Source organism: Archangium primigenium, assembly GCF_016904885.1.
Classification (GTDB): domain Bacteria; phylum Myxococcota; class Myxococcia; order Myxococcales; family Myxococcaceae; genus Cystobacter; species Cystobacter primigenius.
Genome location: NZ_JADWYI010000001.1, coordinates 7,806,868 through 7,821,842, shown reverse-complemented (window position 1 = coordinate 7,821,842; position 14,975 = coordinate 7,806,868). Strand labels below are relative to the sequence as shown.

At 73.0% G+C, this 14,975-nt stretch carries 10 protein-coding genes; 6 read left to right on the top strand and 4 right to left on the bottom strand.

Features of this window, described 5'->3' with window-relative positions:
* Window positions 1–57: 57 nt before the first annotated feature.
* Window positions 58–1,158: an FHA domain-containing protein gene (locus tag I3V78_RS32095; protein ID WP_204493555.1), complete on the bottom strand. Its 1,101-nt coding sequence runs from the start codon at window positions 1,156–1,158 to the stop codon at window positions 58–60.
* A 43-nt stretch (window positions 1,159–1,201) separates the two neighbouring features.
* Window positions 1,202–2,257, bottom strand: a complete 1,056-nt coding sequence (locus I3V78_RS32090) for a tetratricopeptide repeat protein (RefSeq protein WP_204493553.1) — start codon at window positions 2,255–2,257, stop codon at window positions 1,202–1,204.
* A gap of 99 nt (window positions 2,258–2,356) precedes the next feature.
* Here I3V78_RS32090 and I3V78_RS32085 point away from each other — a divergent pair, with 99 nt between their 5' ends.
* A complete protein-coding gene (locus tag I3V78_RS32085) occupies window positions 2,357–2,872 on the top strand; it encodes a hypothetical protein (RefSeq protein ID WP_204493551.1) in 516 nt (171 codons plus the stop codon).
* Here I3V78_RS32085 and I3V78_RS32080 read toward each other — a convergent pair.
* Window positions 2,869–3,636, bottom strand: a complete 768-nt coding sequence (locus I3V78_RS32080) for an RDD family protein (RefSeq protein ID WP_204493549.1) — start codon at window positions 3,634–3,636, stop codon at window positions 2,869–2,871. The two genes, I3V78_RS32085 and I3V78_RS32080, sit on opposite strands and share 4 nt — an antisense overlap.
* A 39-nt stretch (window positions 3,637–3,675) precedes the next feature.
* Window positions 3,676–4,413: an expansin EXLX1 family cellulose-binding protein gene (locus I3V78_RS32075; RefSeq protein WP_204493547.1), complete on the bottom strand. Its 738-nt coding sequence runs from the start codon at window positions 4,411–4,413 to the stop codon at window positions 3,676–3,678.
* A gap of 130 nt (window positions 4,414–4,543) precedes the next feature.
* On the opposite strand from I3V78_RS32075, the gene I3V78_RS32070 reads away from it, so the two are divergent.
* The 5 genes from I3V78_RS32070 to I3V78_RS32050 are packed head-to-tail and all read left to right on the top strand — an operon-like array spanning window position 4,544 to window position 14,924.
* Window positions 4,544–6,343, top strand: coding sequence for an adenylate/guanylate cyclase domain-containing protein (locus I3V78_RS32070; protein ID WP_204493545.1), 1,800 nt, complete (start codon window positions 4,544–4,546; stop codon window positions 6,341–6,343).
* Entirely contained in the window at window positions 6,340–7,620 is a 1,281-nt protein-coding gene (locus I3V78_RS32065) for a protein kinase domain-containing protein (protein ID WP_204493543.1), read from the top strand. Before I3V78_RS32070 ends, I3V78_RS32065 begins: the two co-directional genes overlap by 4 nt.
* Window positions 7,621–7,627: 7 nt before the next feature.
* Entirely contained in the window at window positions 7,628–9,898 is a 2,271-nt protein-coding gene (locus tag I3V78_RS32060; protein WP_204493541.1) for a FecR domain-containing protein, read from the top strand.
* A gap of 28 nt (window positions 9,899–9,926) precedes the next feature.
* Window positions 9,927–10,940, top strand: coding sequence for a stage II sporulation protein M (locus I3V78_RS32055; protein ID WP_204493539.1), 1,014 nt, complete (start codon window positions 9,927–9,929; stop codon window positions 10,938–10,940).
* 18 nt (window positions 10,941–10,958) lie between these two features.
* Entirely contained in the window at window positions 10,959–14,924 is a 3,966-nt protein-coding gene (locus I3V78_RS32050) for a serine/threonine-protein kinase (RefSeq protein WP_204493537.1), read from the top strand.
* The last annotated feature ends 51 nt before the right edge of the window (window positions 14,925–14,975 follow it).

Here is a 14,975-nt window from a genome sequence, read left to right as displayed (position 1 = left end):
TGACGGGGCGCCGCGCACCCAGCGCGGCGCCTCGGGGATTTCCCAGGGGCGCGGGGCTCAGGTCGCGGCGAACAGCGAGATGAACACGCCGACCAGGGCCAGGCCGATGATGCCCAGCACCACCACGGGGATGTAGCTGCGCAGGTCCCGCTCGGGCGCCAGGTCCTCCTGGGGCGCGGGGCGGCGCACCGGCGGCGGCGGGGGAGGGGGCGGCTCCGGCTCGGGTTCCGGCTCCGGCTCGGGCTCCTGCGCGGCCGGGGGCGGCTCCTCCGGCTTCTCCGGCTCCTTGACCTCAAGCGGCTCCAGCTTGGGCGGCTCCTCCGCCGCGGGCTCCTCGACCTTGGGGGCCGGACGGCGGACGCGCTCCTTGACCACCGGCACGGGGATGGAGTTGGTCGAGTCCCCCCGGGCCGACGGCGAGGGCCGCAGGTTGGAGGGCAGGGGCTCCGAGGGCTCCTCGGGGGCCTCGGACGGGCAGACGTAGACCAGGCGCACGCCGCCCACTTCCAGCTCGTCCCCGTCGCGCAGGAGCTTCCGCGTCGCGCGCTTGTGGTTGATCTTGATGCCGTTGCGGCTGCCCAGGTCCTCCACGTGCGTGCCGGACCAGTCGCGCCGCACCTTCACGTGCTGCCGGGAGATGAGGTCGTCCTGGAAGACGATGTCCGCGGAGTTGTCCCGGCCGATGACGAACTCGCTCGCGTCGCTGATCTCCAGGCGCTCGCCCTCGCGCGGACCGTTCATCACGCGCAGGTAGCGCTCCTCGCCGCCGGACAGCCCCCGCATCACGTCCTTCACCATGTTGCGGGCGACGAAGGACGTCTTCTGGGACTCCACGTCGTGGGGCAGCTCGGTCACCCGATCGAAGCGGACGTCGAACTGGGCGATGGCGATGACGTCGCCATTGCGGAGCAGCCGCTTCTCGCCCTTGGGCAGCGGCTTGCCGTTGACCTGGGTGCCGTACGCGCTGCCCAGATCCTCCAGGAAGAAGAGGTTGCCCTCCTGGGTGATGCGGGCGTGGTTGCGCGACACCGCCTGCTGGGCGAGCACCACCTGGCAGGACTTGTCCCGGCCCAGGGTGATGACGGCATCGTCCAGGAGGTGCTCGGTGGACTTGCCACCGATCTCACTGCTCTGCTTGACCGTAAGCCTGACGCTCATCGCGGCGGAGGTGGGGGGGGTTCGAGGAGACGGAAGACGGAGGTTAGTAGGACTGCGCGCTGAGGAACTTCTCGCACGTCTCCATCTCGATGGGGAACTCCTCCACCGCGCCGTACTTGAGGAAGTTCTTGCAGGCGACCTCGGCCGCCGAGCGCTTGTGGCCGTCCGAGTAGAGCTGGAACAGGCCGTAGTGGCAGGGCGCGTACTTGCCGTCCAGCTTGACGCAGTCCTTGTAGGCGCGCTCCTCCTCGTTGATGAGGCCCTCGTCCTTGTACTTGCGGCCCAGGGCGAACAGGGCCGCGGGGGTGTTCTCCGCCCGCTGGGTGTCCCGGTAGTCGCGCAGCGCCGCGCTGGTGAGGGCTTCCTTGCGCTTGCAGATGCTCAGGTTGTTGATGCAGTGCGAGTGCGTCGAGTCCACGGCCACGCAGCTGCCGAAGGCCTGGCACGCCTCGGCGAAGCGGCTGAGCTCCATCTGCGCGGCGCCCAGGTCGTTCCACCAGTCCGCGTTGAGGTTGGGGGCGAGCTGCACCGCCTTGGTGAACTCCTCCACCGCGCCCTCCTTGTTCTCCTGCAGGTAGCGCACGACGCCCAGGTCGTGGCGCGCCTGGGCGATGTTCGGATCCACCGCGAGCAGGGTGAGGAAGGTCTTCTCCGCCTTGTCGTACTGCTTGAGGTTGATGAAGGTGAGCCCCAGGTTGTAGCGGGCCTCGATGTAGGCGGGGTTCACCTTGAGCGCGTGCTCGAAGCTGTCGTGCGCCTTCCCGTAGGAGCCCTCGTCCAGGTAGAGCTTGCCCAGGTTCATGTGGGCCGAGGCCTGGTCGGCGTTGAGGCGGATGGACTTGATGAAGTGCTCCTTGGCCTTCTTCTTGTCCCCCACGCACATGGCGATGAGGCCCTTGTTGGACCAGATGTCCGCGTAGTGGGGCGCGTACTCGAGCGCCAGGTTGCAGCGGATCTCCGCCTGCTGGCAGTCGCCCTTGGCGATCTCCTGGGTGCACAGCTCGTTGTTTTCCAGGGCGGGCGCGGACGGAGGCGGCGTCGTGAGACAGCCGGAGGCCAGGAGCAGGGGCAGGGCGAGCGCGGAGCGAAGGAGACGCATGGCGGCCGAAGTGTAGGAGAGCCCCCCATTTGGGGCAACGTCCCTCGACGTCGGGTTTCCGAGGTTCTGTCCCCCCGTGGGGACGCTACAGTGCGCGCCATGCGCTCGTTCCTGCCTGCCCTCGCCCTCATGGCCGCCCTGTTCGCCGTGACCCCCGCCCACGCCCAGTTCGCCAACCACAGCCTGGGACTGTCCGGCGGGTACATGAACTTCAACAACACGGCGAGTCTGTCCAGCTCCGCGTTCATCGGCTTCGACGCCAGCCTCTACATCGAGGGCGGCTTCGAGGTGGTGTCCCTCACCAAGCTGACCTTCCCGAAGGATCCCATCACCGGCCGGCGCGTGGTGGGCATCGCCCCCTCGGTGGGCATCCGCTACCTGCTCATCGAGGAGACCATCCGGCCCTACATCGGCGCGGACCTGAGCTACCTGCACGTCTTCAAGGACAGCGGCAACTCGAACTTCGTGGGCATCGGGCCCAACGCGGGCCTGGAGATCTTCGTCACCGACTCGGTGAGCCTCGGGGCCCGGGCCCAGTTCAACGCCTACCTGTCGCTCAACGAGCGCGTGCAGACGTCGCTCATCTTCTCCGGCACGGCGGCCGTCTACTTCTAGGCCGTGCGCGGCAGCAGGGCCGCGGCCACCAGCAGCGTCCACTTCTCGTCCGAGAGGTGGGCGGGCTTCTCCATGGCGAGCAGCTCCTGCAGCCGGGTCCCCAGCGCGGAGAACAGGCGCAGGCGCGCCTCCATGCGCAGCTCCTCGCGCCGGAGCACCGCCGAGAGCACCACCTCGCGCGCCTCCGTGCCCAGGCGCTTGACCCGCGCGACGAAGAGCGGGTCCGCGAGCAGCCCCTCGCCCCCGGTGGCGCCGATGGCCGAGGGCGTCTTGAGCCGGCGCTCGCGCACCACCAGCGTCCCCGCGAGCATGTCCCCCAGCCGCTGCTGCGCGCCGGACAGGAGCGCGGACAGCCCGCCCACCAGGTAGAACAGCGGCAGCCGGTCCACGGGCCGCGCCAGATTGCGCAGCGCGGCATGGTAGAAGCCGATGCGCACGCCGCTGCGCTGGATGACCCTCAGGCCCAGGAGCTTCTTGCCCACCGTCTGGCCGCTCCAGAGCGTCTCCAGGGCGATGCCGTAGCCCCAGTCCACCAGGAAGTAGAGGACGATGCCCAGGGCGCTCGCGAAGCCGGGGAAGGCGGCCCCCAGGGTCATGTTCAGCGCGGTGAGCAGGGCCAGGGTGAGCGCCACGACGAGCAGCGCGTCGAAGAACCAGGCGAGGAAGCGCGAGTAGAGGCCCGCCAGCGTGAAGCGGAACTCCACGTATTCGGGGGTGAGCACCGCGTGGGTGCCATCCAGCAGCGGGTCGGGGGCGTCCGTCACGGCGCCAGTGTAGGCCAGCGCCGGGGCGGACGCGCGGGTCTAGTTGCCGTCCGTGGAGGGGGCGCGGAACTGGCCGCCGCCCGTGAAGAGCTTGTTGGAGTCGGCGCCCGGCAGCGTGTCCTCGAGCACCTGGCCGTCCTGGGCGGTGACCCGGATTTTCAGGGGGCCCTCGCCCATGCCCTTGGGCTCGACGAAGTAGTTGTAGCTCTCGCGCTTCACGTTCACCCAGGAGCCGTTCTTGAGGTACTCCAGCCGCGTCACCGGCAGGCGGTGGTTGCGCACCTGGAGGGCCGTCCACCACTGGGAGCTGCCGTCCTTGACGTGGTAGCGCACCGGCCCCGACACGTCACACGCCACCGGCCGCCAGCGCACCTTCACGCGCCCGTCCACCGGGTTGGCGATCTTCGCGAACGCCGAGCGGCTGAGATCCAGGTGGCCCTTGTCGGGACAATCCGGGCAGGAGTCCACGATGCGCACCCGGAGGTTGGCCTTGGGCCCCTCGATTTCCACGCACGAGCCACACACCGCGCTGTCCTGGTACTGGCCGATGTTCATCGCCGCCACGTCCAGGTCGTCCGGGCTCGGGTCGTAGCTGCAGTTGCCCGCGCCGGTCGCGTCATAGAACGTGATGAGCCCGTCCTGGTACGCGCCCAGGGGCAACAGGTCCCCCACCTTGCCCTCGCCCCCCACGCCGTCGGTGGAGGGACCACAGGCGGACAGCAGGGGAAGCAGGACGGCGGCGAGCCAGCGGCCAGCGATGGGCTTCTCGATGCGCATGATGAGACCTCCTCCACGGGTGAACGCGGCGGGAGTCTACGGGGAATCGTGTCCGGGGCGAGTGCCCGGATGCCCTCCGAGGAGCCGTCGCGGGCGTTGGCCGGGAATGATAAAGCCTGGGCCCACCTCCATGGATGCTGCCCCTCCGCCCCCGGTGACCCCCGCGGCTCCCCGCGGCGTCTCGTTGTTCACCCGGCTGTTCCTCCTCGTCCTGCTCTGCGCGCTGCCGCCGCTCGTGGGCCTGGGCTGGAAGATGATGGACACCAACGTGGCCGCGCTCCAGGAGCTCGTGCGCCACCTGCACCGCTCCATCGTGGGGGACGTGCAGCGCTCGGTGCGGGGGGCGCTCGTGCGCGTGGAGCAGGACCTGGAGGGGCTCGGGCAGATCCTCTTCGCGCCCGGCCTGGGGGAGGACACCACGCGCTACGCGCTCGTGGGCACGCGCGTGGCGGCGCTGGAGACCATCGACTTCCTCACCCTCTACGCGCCCAACGGCCAGAGCGTGACCACGGTGAAGGCCGACGAGGTGCCCGCGCCCCAGGTGCCCGCCCGCCTGGACGCGCGGCTGGTCGCGTCGCTCGAGGCCTCCCGGGGCCACCTGGTCGTCCAGGACGTGCGCGCCGGCGCCGAGGGCGGCCCGGTGCTCGAGGTGTTCTACCCGCTCGTGCGCGAGGGGCGCGTGCGCGCCATCCTCGGCACCCAGGTGAAGCTCGGCCCGCTGTGCGCGCTCATGGGCACGCTGGGCGAGCGCTTCCTCGGGGCGCGCGACAACGTGTTCGTGGTGGACCGACAGCGGCGGCTCGTGCTGCACGCCGACCCCGCCCGGGTGGCCGCGCGCGAGGACTTCTCCCGCCACGGGCTCTTCCAGGCGCTCAGCGGGGACTCCTCCTTCTCCACGGACATGGTCGCCATCTCCGACTTCCACCAGGGGGACCAGGAGATGATGGGCTCCTTGGAGGCCCTGAGCGAGCTGGGCTGGGCGGTGGCCGTGCAGCAGCCCCAGGCCGTGGCCTACGCCTCGCTGTCGGAGATGCGCCAGTCCATCCTCGCCGCGCTCGTGCTGGCGGCGCTCGTGGCGCTGGGCGCGGGGCTCGTGGGGGCCCGGCAGCTCACCCGGCCCCTGCGCGACCTGGTGCTGGCCACGCGCGCCCTGGCCGAGCGGACCTTCCAGGGCGTGGCGGCCCGGGTCACCCGGCGCTCGGACGAGCTGGGCACGCTCGGCCGCGCCTTCGAGGGCATGGCCCGGACGCTGGAGTCCAAGGAGCGCGAGGTGGTCGCCCAGGCCGAGGCGCGCGCGGCCCTCAGCCGCTACCTGTCCCCGGAGGTGGTGGAGCTGGTGGTGTCCAACCCCGGCCAGCTGCGGCTCGGGGGCGAGCGCCGCGAGGTCACCATCGTCTTCGCCGACGTGGTGGGCTTCACCCGGCTGGCCGAGTCCCAGCCCCCCGAGGTCATCGTCGCGCTGCTCAACGAGCTGTTCACCTTCGCCACGGAGATCATCCAGCGGCGCGGCGGCATCATCGACAAGTTCATCGGGGACTGCATCATGGCCGTCTGGGGCACGCCCCAGTCCCACGCGGACGACGCGCTGCGCGCGGTGCAGGCGGCCGAGGACCTGCGCCGCTGGCTCGACGTGGGCAACCGCCGCTGGCGCGAGCGCTGGGGCATCGAGATCCAGCTCGCCATCGGCGTGCACACCGGCCCGGCCGTGGCGGGCAACGTGGGCAGCGACAAGCGCATGGAGTACACCGTCATCGGCGACACGGTGAACGTGGCCGCGCGGCTGGAGTCCATGGCCCAGCCGGGGCAGATCCTCGTGAGTGAGGCGACGCACGAGCGGCTGGGCGCCGACGCGAGCGAGCTGGTGCCCGCCGGGGAGCGCCAGTTGTCGGGCCGCACCGCCGTCACCCGGACGTACGAGGTGCCGGCGTGACGCTCCAGGCGGGTCGGGTCATCGGCGGGCGCTTCCGCGTGCTGCGGCCCCTGGGCGCGGGGGGCATGGGCGCCGTCTACGAGGCCGAGCAGCAGGGCCTGGGCCGGCTCGTGGCGCTCAAGATCATGCACCCGCATGTGGCCCAGGCGCCGGGCTTCACCGAGCGCTTCCACCGCGAGGCCCAGGTGCTGGCCCGGCTCCACCACCCGGGCTCGGTGGAGGTGTACGACTACGGCCTGGACGCGGGCTTCCTCTACCTGGCCATGGAGCGGGTGACGGGCGAGACGCTCGAGGCCGTGCTCCAGCGCGAGGGCGCGCTCGAGCCGGGCCGGGCCGTGGACATCGCCGGGGCGGTGCTGGAGGTGTTGGAGGCCGCGCACGCGCTCGGCATCGTCCACCGTGACCTCAAACCGGCCAACCTCTTCCTGGAGCGCCCGCCGGAGGGCGAGCGGGTGAAGGTGCTCGACTTCGGCCTGGCCATGCTCGCCCATCCCGGCCAGGGGCGCCTCACCCAGGAGGGCCTGACGGTGGGCACCCCGGGCTTCATGTCGCCCGAGCAGCTGCGCGGCCTGCCCGTGGATGCCCGGAGCGACCTCTACTCGCTCGGGTGCGTGCTCTACGAGTCGCTCACCGGGCTGCTGCCCTTTCCCGTCATGCCCTCGGCGGAGCTGGCCGCGGCGCACCTCTACCGGCCCGTGACGCCCCTGCACGAGGCCCGGCCGGACCTGGCGCTGCCCGAGCGCTTGTCGGCGCTGGTGATGAAGGCGCTGGAGAAGCTGCCCGGCGCGCGGCCGGTGGACGCGGCGGCCATGCGCGCGGAGTTGCTCGCGGCACGCGAGGCGGCCGGGGCACAGCGGGTGTCCGGGCGCCGGGGCGAGGGCAAGAAGCACGAGCGCCTCACCTCGCCGCTCCAGGCCGCGGTGAAGCCAGCGCCCGGCGACGTGTCCGTGGGCGTGGTGGCGTCGCGCGCGGGCGGCGGGCCCCTGCTGGAGGCGCTCGCCACGTGTGGCTTCCGGGCCCGGAGCGTGATCGCCGAGGAGGCCTGGACGGGCCTGGACGCGGTGCTGGTGCTCGCCGAGGGGCGCGAGACCCTGGAGCGGGCGCGGCAGTGGGCCCGGCGCCCTGGAACCCCCCCCGTGTTGTTGTGCGGTCCCGCGGAGGACTGGGACCTGGTGACGGGCGCGCTGGAGGGCGGACTGTTCGACTTCGTCCCCCTGCCGCCCGATCCGATCGATCTCTCTCGGAAGGTTGCGCGTGCGCGGAAATCCAAACGTTAGTCGTCTCGTGCTGGTGTGGACCCTGGTGGTGGGGCCGGTGGCCCTCGCCCAGGCGCAGCCCAAGGACGCCGGGGACGACGTCTATGTCGTCCAGCCCGGGGACACGTGCGGCACCATCGGGCGCAAGCTGTTCGGTGATGCCGGCAAGGGCTCGGCGACCCTGCACGCGCTCAACAAGATGGGGCCGCCGCCGCATGACCTCAAGCCGGGCACGGTGCTGCGGGTCCGGGGCGAGCCGGACGCGCGCCTCACCTTCATCAAGCCCGAGGTCAACTCCAAGCGCGCGGGCAAGCCGGACTGGTTCCAGGCCAACACCGGCCAGGGCCTGTGGCGCCTGGACTCCGTGAACACCCTGCGCCAGGCCGGCGCGGAGATGACGTTCCGCGACCTCACGCGCCTGCAGATGAACGAGAACGCGCTCGTCGTCATCTATGGCCAGGACACGCCGGCCACCGACACGGTGAAGAAGGCCGGCGGGGTGGAGCTGCTCCAGGGCGAGCTGAGCCTGTCGCTGGCGGAGCTGCGCGGGGAGGGCCTGGGCGTGAAGATGCCCGCGGCCACCGTGGCCACGCGCTCCAAGGACCTGGTCGTCGGGGTGGATGCCCAGCAGATGACCCGTGTGTCCGTCTTCGACGGGCAGGCCGAGGTGAGCGCCAAGGGGCAGCGGGTCCGGGTGCCCCGGGACCACGGCACCCGCGTGGAGAAGGGCAAGGATCCCGAGCCGCCGCGCCTGCTGCCGGAGGCCCCGGCGTGGGTGGGCGGGACGCGCTCGGTGCGGCTGCTGCTGGACGGGCAGGGCGTGGACGAGACCCTGGCCTGGGCCCCCGTGGAGCGGGCCGACACCTACCGCGTGGAGCTCGCGCGCGACGAGCGGTTCAACGATCGGGTGCACGAGGCCTCCGTGCCCGCCGCTCCGGCCGCGCTCGAGTCCGTGGCGCGCGCGCTCGTGCCCGGCCAGTACTACGCCCGGGTGCGCGCGGTGGACGCGGCGGGCCTCTTGGGTCGCGTCTCGCAGGTGCGCCAGGTGGAGGTGCTGCGGGTGAAGACCGAGCGCGGCTCGCTCGGGCCCCAGGGGCTCCAGGGCACCTGGCCGCTGGAGTTCTCGGTGGAGGGCGCCGAGGCGCTGGAGGCCCGGCTGGACGGGCGGCCCACCGCGCTGCCGGTGCGCCTGGATCAGGTGGGGGTGCACACCCTGGAACTGCGGCCCCGGGGCATGCCCGAGGCGCGCCCGGAGACCTTGTCGCTCACCGTGTCGCCCCCGCGCGTGGACGTGACGCTCGAGCCCCTGGCCGAGGCCTTCCAGGCCCGGCTCCTCGTGCGCGACGAGCGGGGCGCGCCCCTCGACGTGCCCGCCACGGCCCTCGCGCTGCGTGGACTCGAGGGCACCCGCGTGGAGCCCCTGACGAAGCAGCCGGATGGCGCGCTCGCGGCGCGGGTCCTGCCCGTGGAGCGGGACGGCGAGCGCGTGGCCTCGGTGGAGGCGCTCTGGGGCGACACGCCCTTGCAGCGGCGCGAGGCCCGCACGCCCGCGCCGAAGCCGCCGCCCTCGGGCGTGACGCCGGAAGCGGCGCGGGTGTCCGTGCTGGGCGCGCCCTCCGGCGGCCGACTGGACGCGGCGCCCCTGCCCACCGTGTTCCTTCCCCAGGCCCTGCTCGTGGAGCTGCGGGCCCAGCCAGGCGTGGAGGGGCTCGCGGACGTCTCGGGCGCCCGCATGGCGCTCGCGGTGGAGGGTCGCGTGGGGGAGCGGGTGGCACTGGGCGCGGCGCTGCGCGCGCGTCCCGGCCAGCCCGCGGATCCGTCGGCGACCGTGGCGGGGCGGGTCTGGCTGTCGGACCTCCCCACCTTCCGCGCGGTCCTGTCCTTCGAGGGCCTGTGGGCCGGCGCGGGATCCGACGAGGACGCGCGCGGCCTGTGGCTGCGTCCGGCGCTGCTGCTGGGCGGCCAGTGGGACCGGTGGGCGCTGTCCACCAGCCAGGGCTATGCCCTGCGTCCCGGTCAGGCCCGGGCCACGTGGGACAGCACCTATCAAGGATGGTTCCTGCCCCGGCCCACGCTGGCGCTCGGCGTGGAGGTAGGGGCCCTCCTGGGCGCCACGCCCCAGGAGAAGGGGCCGCATGCCTACGCGGCGGGGGTGGGAGCACGCTGGAAGCACGGGGGCCTGGAACTGGGCGCCTCGGTCCGCCGGGGTCTGGGGCCGCAGGGGCCCGCGCTCTGGGGCACCTGGAGCGGGCAGGTGACCCTGGGCTGGTCGGGCCTGGGGGCCTTGCGACCGCAGTAGGACGAGGGCCTGGGCTAGGATCCGACGCATGGAGATGCCGGAGTTCATCGAGGCACGGCGGCCGCGCTGGCAGTCCCTGGAGACGCTGCTCGACAAGGCCGAGAACCAGGGCCTGCGCGCCCTGGAACTGGAGGAGGCGCGCTCGCTGGGGCGGCTCTACCGGGCCGTCTCCAGTGACCTGCTGTGGGTGCGCGCGCGCAGCGGCTCGGCGGACGTGAGCGAGTACCTCAACGACCTGGTGGGCCGGGCCTACGCGCTCACCTACCCGGGGGAGCGGCCGCGGCTCGCGGACGTGTGGGGCTTCGTGTCCCGGGGCTTTCCCGCGCTGCTGCGCCGGGAGTGGCGCATGTACGCGGCCTCGGTGCTCCTGTTCCTCGCGGGCGCGGGCTTCGGCTACCTGGGCATGTGGGTGGACCCCGATGCGGCGCCCTACCTGGTGCCCGCCGAGCACCTGACGTTGGATCCGGTGAGCCGCGCCGCCCAGGAGGCCGCGAACGACGGCGCCAGCGCGCAGGAGCAGGCCCAGTTCACCACCTTCCTCTTCACCCACAACATCCAGGTGGCCTTCCTCGCCTTCGCGCTGGGCATCACCGCGGGCGTGGGCACGGGCATCATGCTCTTCAGCAACGGGCTGATGCTGGGCGCGCTCGCGCAGGTGTACACCGCCAAGGGCCTGGCGGGCTGGTTCTGGGCGTGGATCCTCCCGCACGGCATCCCGGAGATCACCGCCATCTGCATCGCGGGCGCGGCGGGCTTCGTCATCGCCCGGGGGCAGGTGGCGCCTCGGGGGCTGCCCCGGGGCCTGGCGCTGCGGCAGGAGGCGGTGGGCGCCATCCGCCTGCTCTTCGGCACGCTCGTGCTGTTCGTGCTCGCGGGCTTCATCGAGGGCACCATCTCTCAAATCCATCCCCCCCGGCTCTCGGTGCTCTTCAAGGTGTCCTTCGCCCTGTTCGTGGGGCTGGGCGTCTATGCCTACCTGGGCTCGGACTGGATTCGCGCGGGTCGGCGTGCCTCCCGGGAAGGCGAGGGTCTTGCCCGGTAGGGGGGACCTGGACACGACATGTCGGACGTCAAGACCTTGGATTCACCGACGGAGCCCCGTGCGCGCTCCGCGGAGGGCCTGTCGGCGGAGACGGTCATCGGGGGACGCTTCACCCTCGAGCGCCTCGCGGGGCACGGGGGCATGGGCGAGGTGTACCTCGCGCGGGACGGGCTCAGCGGAGCGCCCGTGGCCCTCAAGCTGCTCCACGGCGCGGCGACAGCCGAGTCCTCGCGCCGCTTCCAGCGCGAGGCCGCGCTCCTGTCCCAACTGGCCCACCCGGGGCTCGTCGCCTACGTGGCCCATGGCACCCTGGCCCAGGGCCAGCCCTACCTCGTCATGCGGTGGCTGGAGGGGGAGGATCTCTCGCGGCGCCTGGCGCGTGAGCCCCTGTGGCTGCCGCAGATCCTGGCGTTGATGCGCCGGGTGACCGAGGCGCTGTCCCATGCCCATGCCCGGGGCATCGTCCACCGGGACCTCAAGCCCTCCAACCTCTTCCTGTGCGCGGGCCGTCCCGAGGACGCCGTCGTGCTGGACTTCGGGCTGGCGCGCGAGCTGCTGTCCCCGCACTCGGCCGTCACGGGGAGCCACACCGTGGTGGGCTCTCCGGGCTACATGGCGCCCGAGCAGGCCTCGGGCCAGACGCGCCTGACACCCGCGGCGGACATCTTCTCGCTGGGGTGCGTGCTGTACGAGTGCCTCGCGGGACAGCCGCCCTTCGAGGCGCCGCACTTCGCCGCCGCGCTGGCCAAGATCCTCTTCGCCGAGCCTCCGTCCCTGCGCGAGCGCTGCCCGGACGTGCCCGAGGCGCTGATCGCCCTGGTGGAGCGCATGTTGGCCAAGGAGCCCTCGCGGCGGCCCGCCGACGCGGCCCAACTGCTGGAGGCGCTCGCGGCGCTGCCCGAGCCGCCCCTGCTGTCGCCGGCGCGGGGGCGGCGGATCGTCCCCGCGTCCCGCGTGGCGAACGCCGAGCAGCGGCTCGTGAGCGTCCTGCTCTTCTCGCGGCGCCTGGAGGCGGAGCCGACGCTGGACTGGGCCCAGGGCGTGGCCCGGCGCGATTCGATCCGCGCCGTGCTCGAGCCCCTGGGGGCCCAGGTGGAGCTGCTGGCGGATGGCTCGTTCGTGGCCACGCTCTCGCCGGAGCGGGGCTCGGCCACGGATCAAGCGGTGCTGGCGGCGCGCTGCGCGCTGCTCGTCAAGGAGCGCTGGCCCGAGGAGCACGGCGTGCTCACGACGGGCCTGGGCGTGCTCGACGAGCGCCTGCCGGTGGGCGAGGCCATGGACCGGGCGGGCCGTCTCTTGCGGCGGCGGGAGGGGGTCCCCACGTCGACCCTGCTGCTGGACGCGGTGACGGCGGGACTGCTGGGCCCGGGCTTCCAGCTGTCGCGGCTCGACCCGGACACGTTCCTGCTGCACGGCGAGCAGGACGTCACGGACACCTCGCGCCCGCTGATGGGCAAGCCCACCTCCTGCGTGGGCCGGGAGCAGGAGCTGACCTTCCTCGACGTCACGCTCTCGGTCTGCATCGAGGAGGCGTCCGCCCGGGCGGTGCTGGTGACGGCCGCGCCCGGCGTGGGCAAGTCCCGCCTGCGCCACGAGTTCCTGCGGCGCCTGGCGCGAGGGGCGCGGCCGGTGCGCGTGCTGTGGGGCCGGGGCGAGCCCGTGGGCGTGGGCACCACCCAGGGGCTGCTCGGCCAGGCGCTGCGGCGCTGGCTGGGCCTGGAGGAGGGCACCTCGCTGGCGCACCGCCGCGCCGTGCTGCACGCGGCCGTCACCGCCCTCGTGCCCGAGCCGCGCCGCCAGGAGGCCCTCGAGTTCCTGGGCGAGCTGTGCGACGTGCCCGTCGCGGACGAGGACACGCCCCGGCTGCGCGCCGCCCGGAGTGATCCGCGGTTGATGGGCACCCGGATCGCGCAGGCCCTGGTGGCACTGCTGGGCGCGGAGTGTGCCCGTCAGCCCGTGCTCCTGGTGCTGGAGGATCTGCACTGGAGCGATGCGCTGACGGTGCAACTGGTGGACGAGGCCCTGCGGGCGCTCTCGGAGCAGCCCCTGTTCGTCCTGGCGCTCGCGCGGCCCGAGGTGCGGCAGCTCTTTCCCGGCTTGTGGCCGGGCTGTCTGCAGGAACTGCGGCTCAAGGGCCTGAGCCGCAAGGCGGGAGGCCGGCTGGTGCGCGAGGTGCTGGGCGTCCAGGTGTCCGACTCCGTCGTGGACCGGGTGGTGGAGCAGTCGGATGGCAACGCGCTGCTGCTCGAGGAGCTCATCCGCGGCCTGGCGGATGGGCGGGGCGAGGCCGTGCCCGAGACGGTGCTCGCGGTCCTGCAACTGCGGGTGTCGCGCATGGCGCCGGAGACGCGGCGGGTGTTGCTGGCGGCGAGCTTCTTCGGCCACGCCTTCTGGGCCGAGGGCGTGCGGACCGTGTTGGACGCCCCCGCGGGCACCCTGGACGAGCCCCTGCGCCACCTGCTGGAGCAGGAGATCATCGGCCAGGCGGACACGAGCCGCTTCTCCAGCGTGTCCGAGTACCGCTTCCGCCACGCCCTGGTGCGCGACGCGGTGCTGGCCCTGGTGCCGGAGGCCGAGCGCGCCGAGGGCCACCGGCGGGTCGGCGCCTGGCTGGAGGCGCAGGGAGAGCCGGACGCGCTGGTGCTCGCCACCCACTTCCAGCAGGGCGGGCAACTGGAGCGGGCGGCGCATGGGTACACCCTGGCGGCCGATCGGCTCTTCGAGCGCAATGACTTCCCCGGCATGGAGCGCTGCGTGGAAGGCGCCCTGGCCTGCGGCGTGAGCGACGCCGACCTGGCGCGGCTCCGGGGCCTCCAGTGCGTGGTGGCGTTCTGGTCGGAGCAGGTGCCGCGCAGCCGGGAGCTCGGCTTGCTCGCGCTGCATGGCCTGCGCCGGGGCGGCAAGCTGTGGTGCCTCGTGGCGGTGAGCGTCTTCATCGGGACCGTGCGCCTGGGCCTGTGGCAGGAGGGGTTGGCGCTCTGCGAGGACCTGTCCCAGGCCACCCCGGAGCCCGGCGCGCGGGCGGACTTCCTCGACTTCCTGACCCAGCAGCAGACGGCGCTCCTGTGGCTCGCGGACCGTCCCCGCATCGATCGGCTGCATGCGCGCATCCGGGAGCTGCGCGCCGAGACCGAGCCCCAGGATTTCAAGGCCTGGGCGTGGATCCACGCCGCGCAGGCCCTCTTCCAGTACCACCTGGGAGACAAGCCGTGGACGGGGCTGCTCGCGGCGCGCGAGTCGGAGCGCTACTTCCAGCAGAGTGGCGCGGAGCTGGGGCTCAACCTGCTGCGCGGCCTGTTGGGCGCGATGCACGCGGTGCTGGGGGATGCCCCGGGCGCCGTGGAGCGGCTGCGCGCCATCCTCGCCGTCTCCTGGGCTCCCTGGCAGCACGTGGTGGTGCTCTACGCCGAGGAGTTCCTGCTCGACATCCTGAGCAGCAGTGCCGCGCCCGAGGCGCTGCGTGAGGCGCGCGTGCTCGCGCTCGGCTGGCACCGCATGGGCGAGGCCGACGTCTACCGCTTCACCCTGTCGCATGTCTTCCTGGCCCGGCTGCTGGCCGCGGACGGCGCGCTGGACGAGGCCGAGGCGCATTGCCGGGAGGCCTGCGCGCGGTTGGCGCCGCTGCGCTCGGACTGGACGAAGGCCCAGACCCTGCTGAGCTCCGTGCTGTTGCGACGGGGCAAGGTCGAGGAGGCCTGGGAGGCGGCCCGGCTGTGCGTGGAGGAGGTCCGGCGGATGCGCGGCGCCAGTGGCCACGCGCTGCTCTCCCTGGTGGCCCTGGTGGAGGCGTGCTTCGCCCGGAACGACATCCAGGAGGGCGAGGCGGTGCTGCGCGAGGCCCTGGCGTGTGTGCGCGCGCGCGCCTCCGACATCCCCGAGCCTCGGGCGCGCGCGCGCTTCCTCGGTGAGGTGCCTGTCAACGCGCGGGTGCTCGCGCTGGCGCGGGAGCGCTGGGGTGACCTCCCCGACGGGGGCGCATGCTAGGTTGCCGCCCGCATCGCCCCGGGGCGCGCGCGGCCGGATCGCGCCTCGGTG

What these genes read in the sequence shown, in the direction of transcription:
- I3V78_RS32095 (WP_204493555.1), bottom strand. Translation starts at nt 1,158, where the DNA reads ATGAGCGTCAGGCTTACGGTCAAGCAGAGCAGTGAGATCGGTGGCAAG.
- I3V78_RS32090 (WP_204493553.1), bottom strand. Translation starts at nt 2,257, where the DNA reads ATGCGTCTCCTTCGCTCCGCGCTCGCCCTGCCCCTGCTCCTGGCCTCC.
- I3V78_RS32085 (WP_204493551.1), top strand. Translation starts at nt 2,357, where the DNA reads ATGCGCTCGTTCCTGCCTGCCCTCGCCCTCATGGCCGCCCTGTTCGCC.
- I3V78_RS32075 (WP_204493547.1), bottom strand. Translation starts at nt 4,413, where the DNA reads ATGCGCATCGAGAAGCCCATCGCTGGCCGCTGGCTCGCCGCCGTCCTG.
- I3V78_RS32070 (WP_204493545.1), top strand. Translation starts at nt 4,544, where the DNA reads ATGGATGCTGCCCCTCCGCCCCCGGTGACCCCCGCGGCTCCCCGCGGC.
- I3V78_RS32055 (WP_204493539.1), top strand. Translation starts at nt 9,927, where the DNA reads ATGGAGATGCCGGAGTTCATCGAGGCACGGCGGCCGCGCTGGCAGTCC.
- I3V78_RS32050 (WP_204493537.1), top strand. Translation starts at nt 10,959, where the DNA reads ATGTCGGACGTCAAGACCTTGGATTCACCGACGGAGCCCCGTGCGCGC.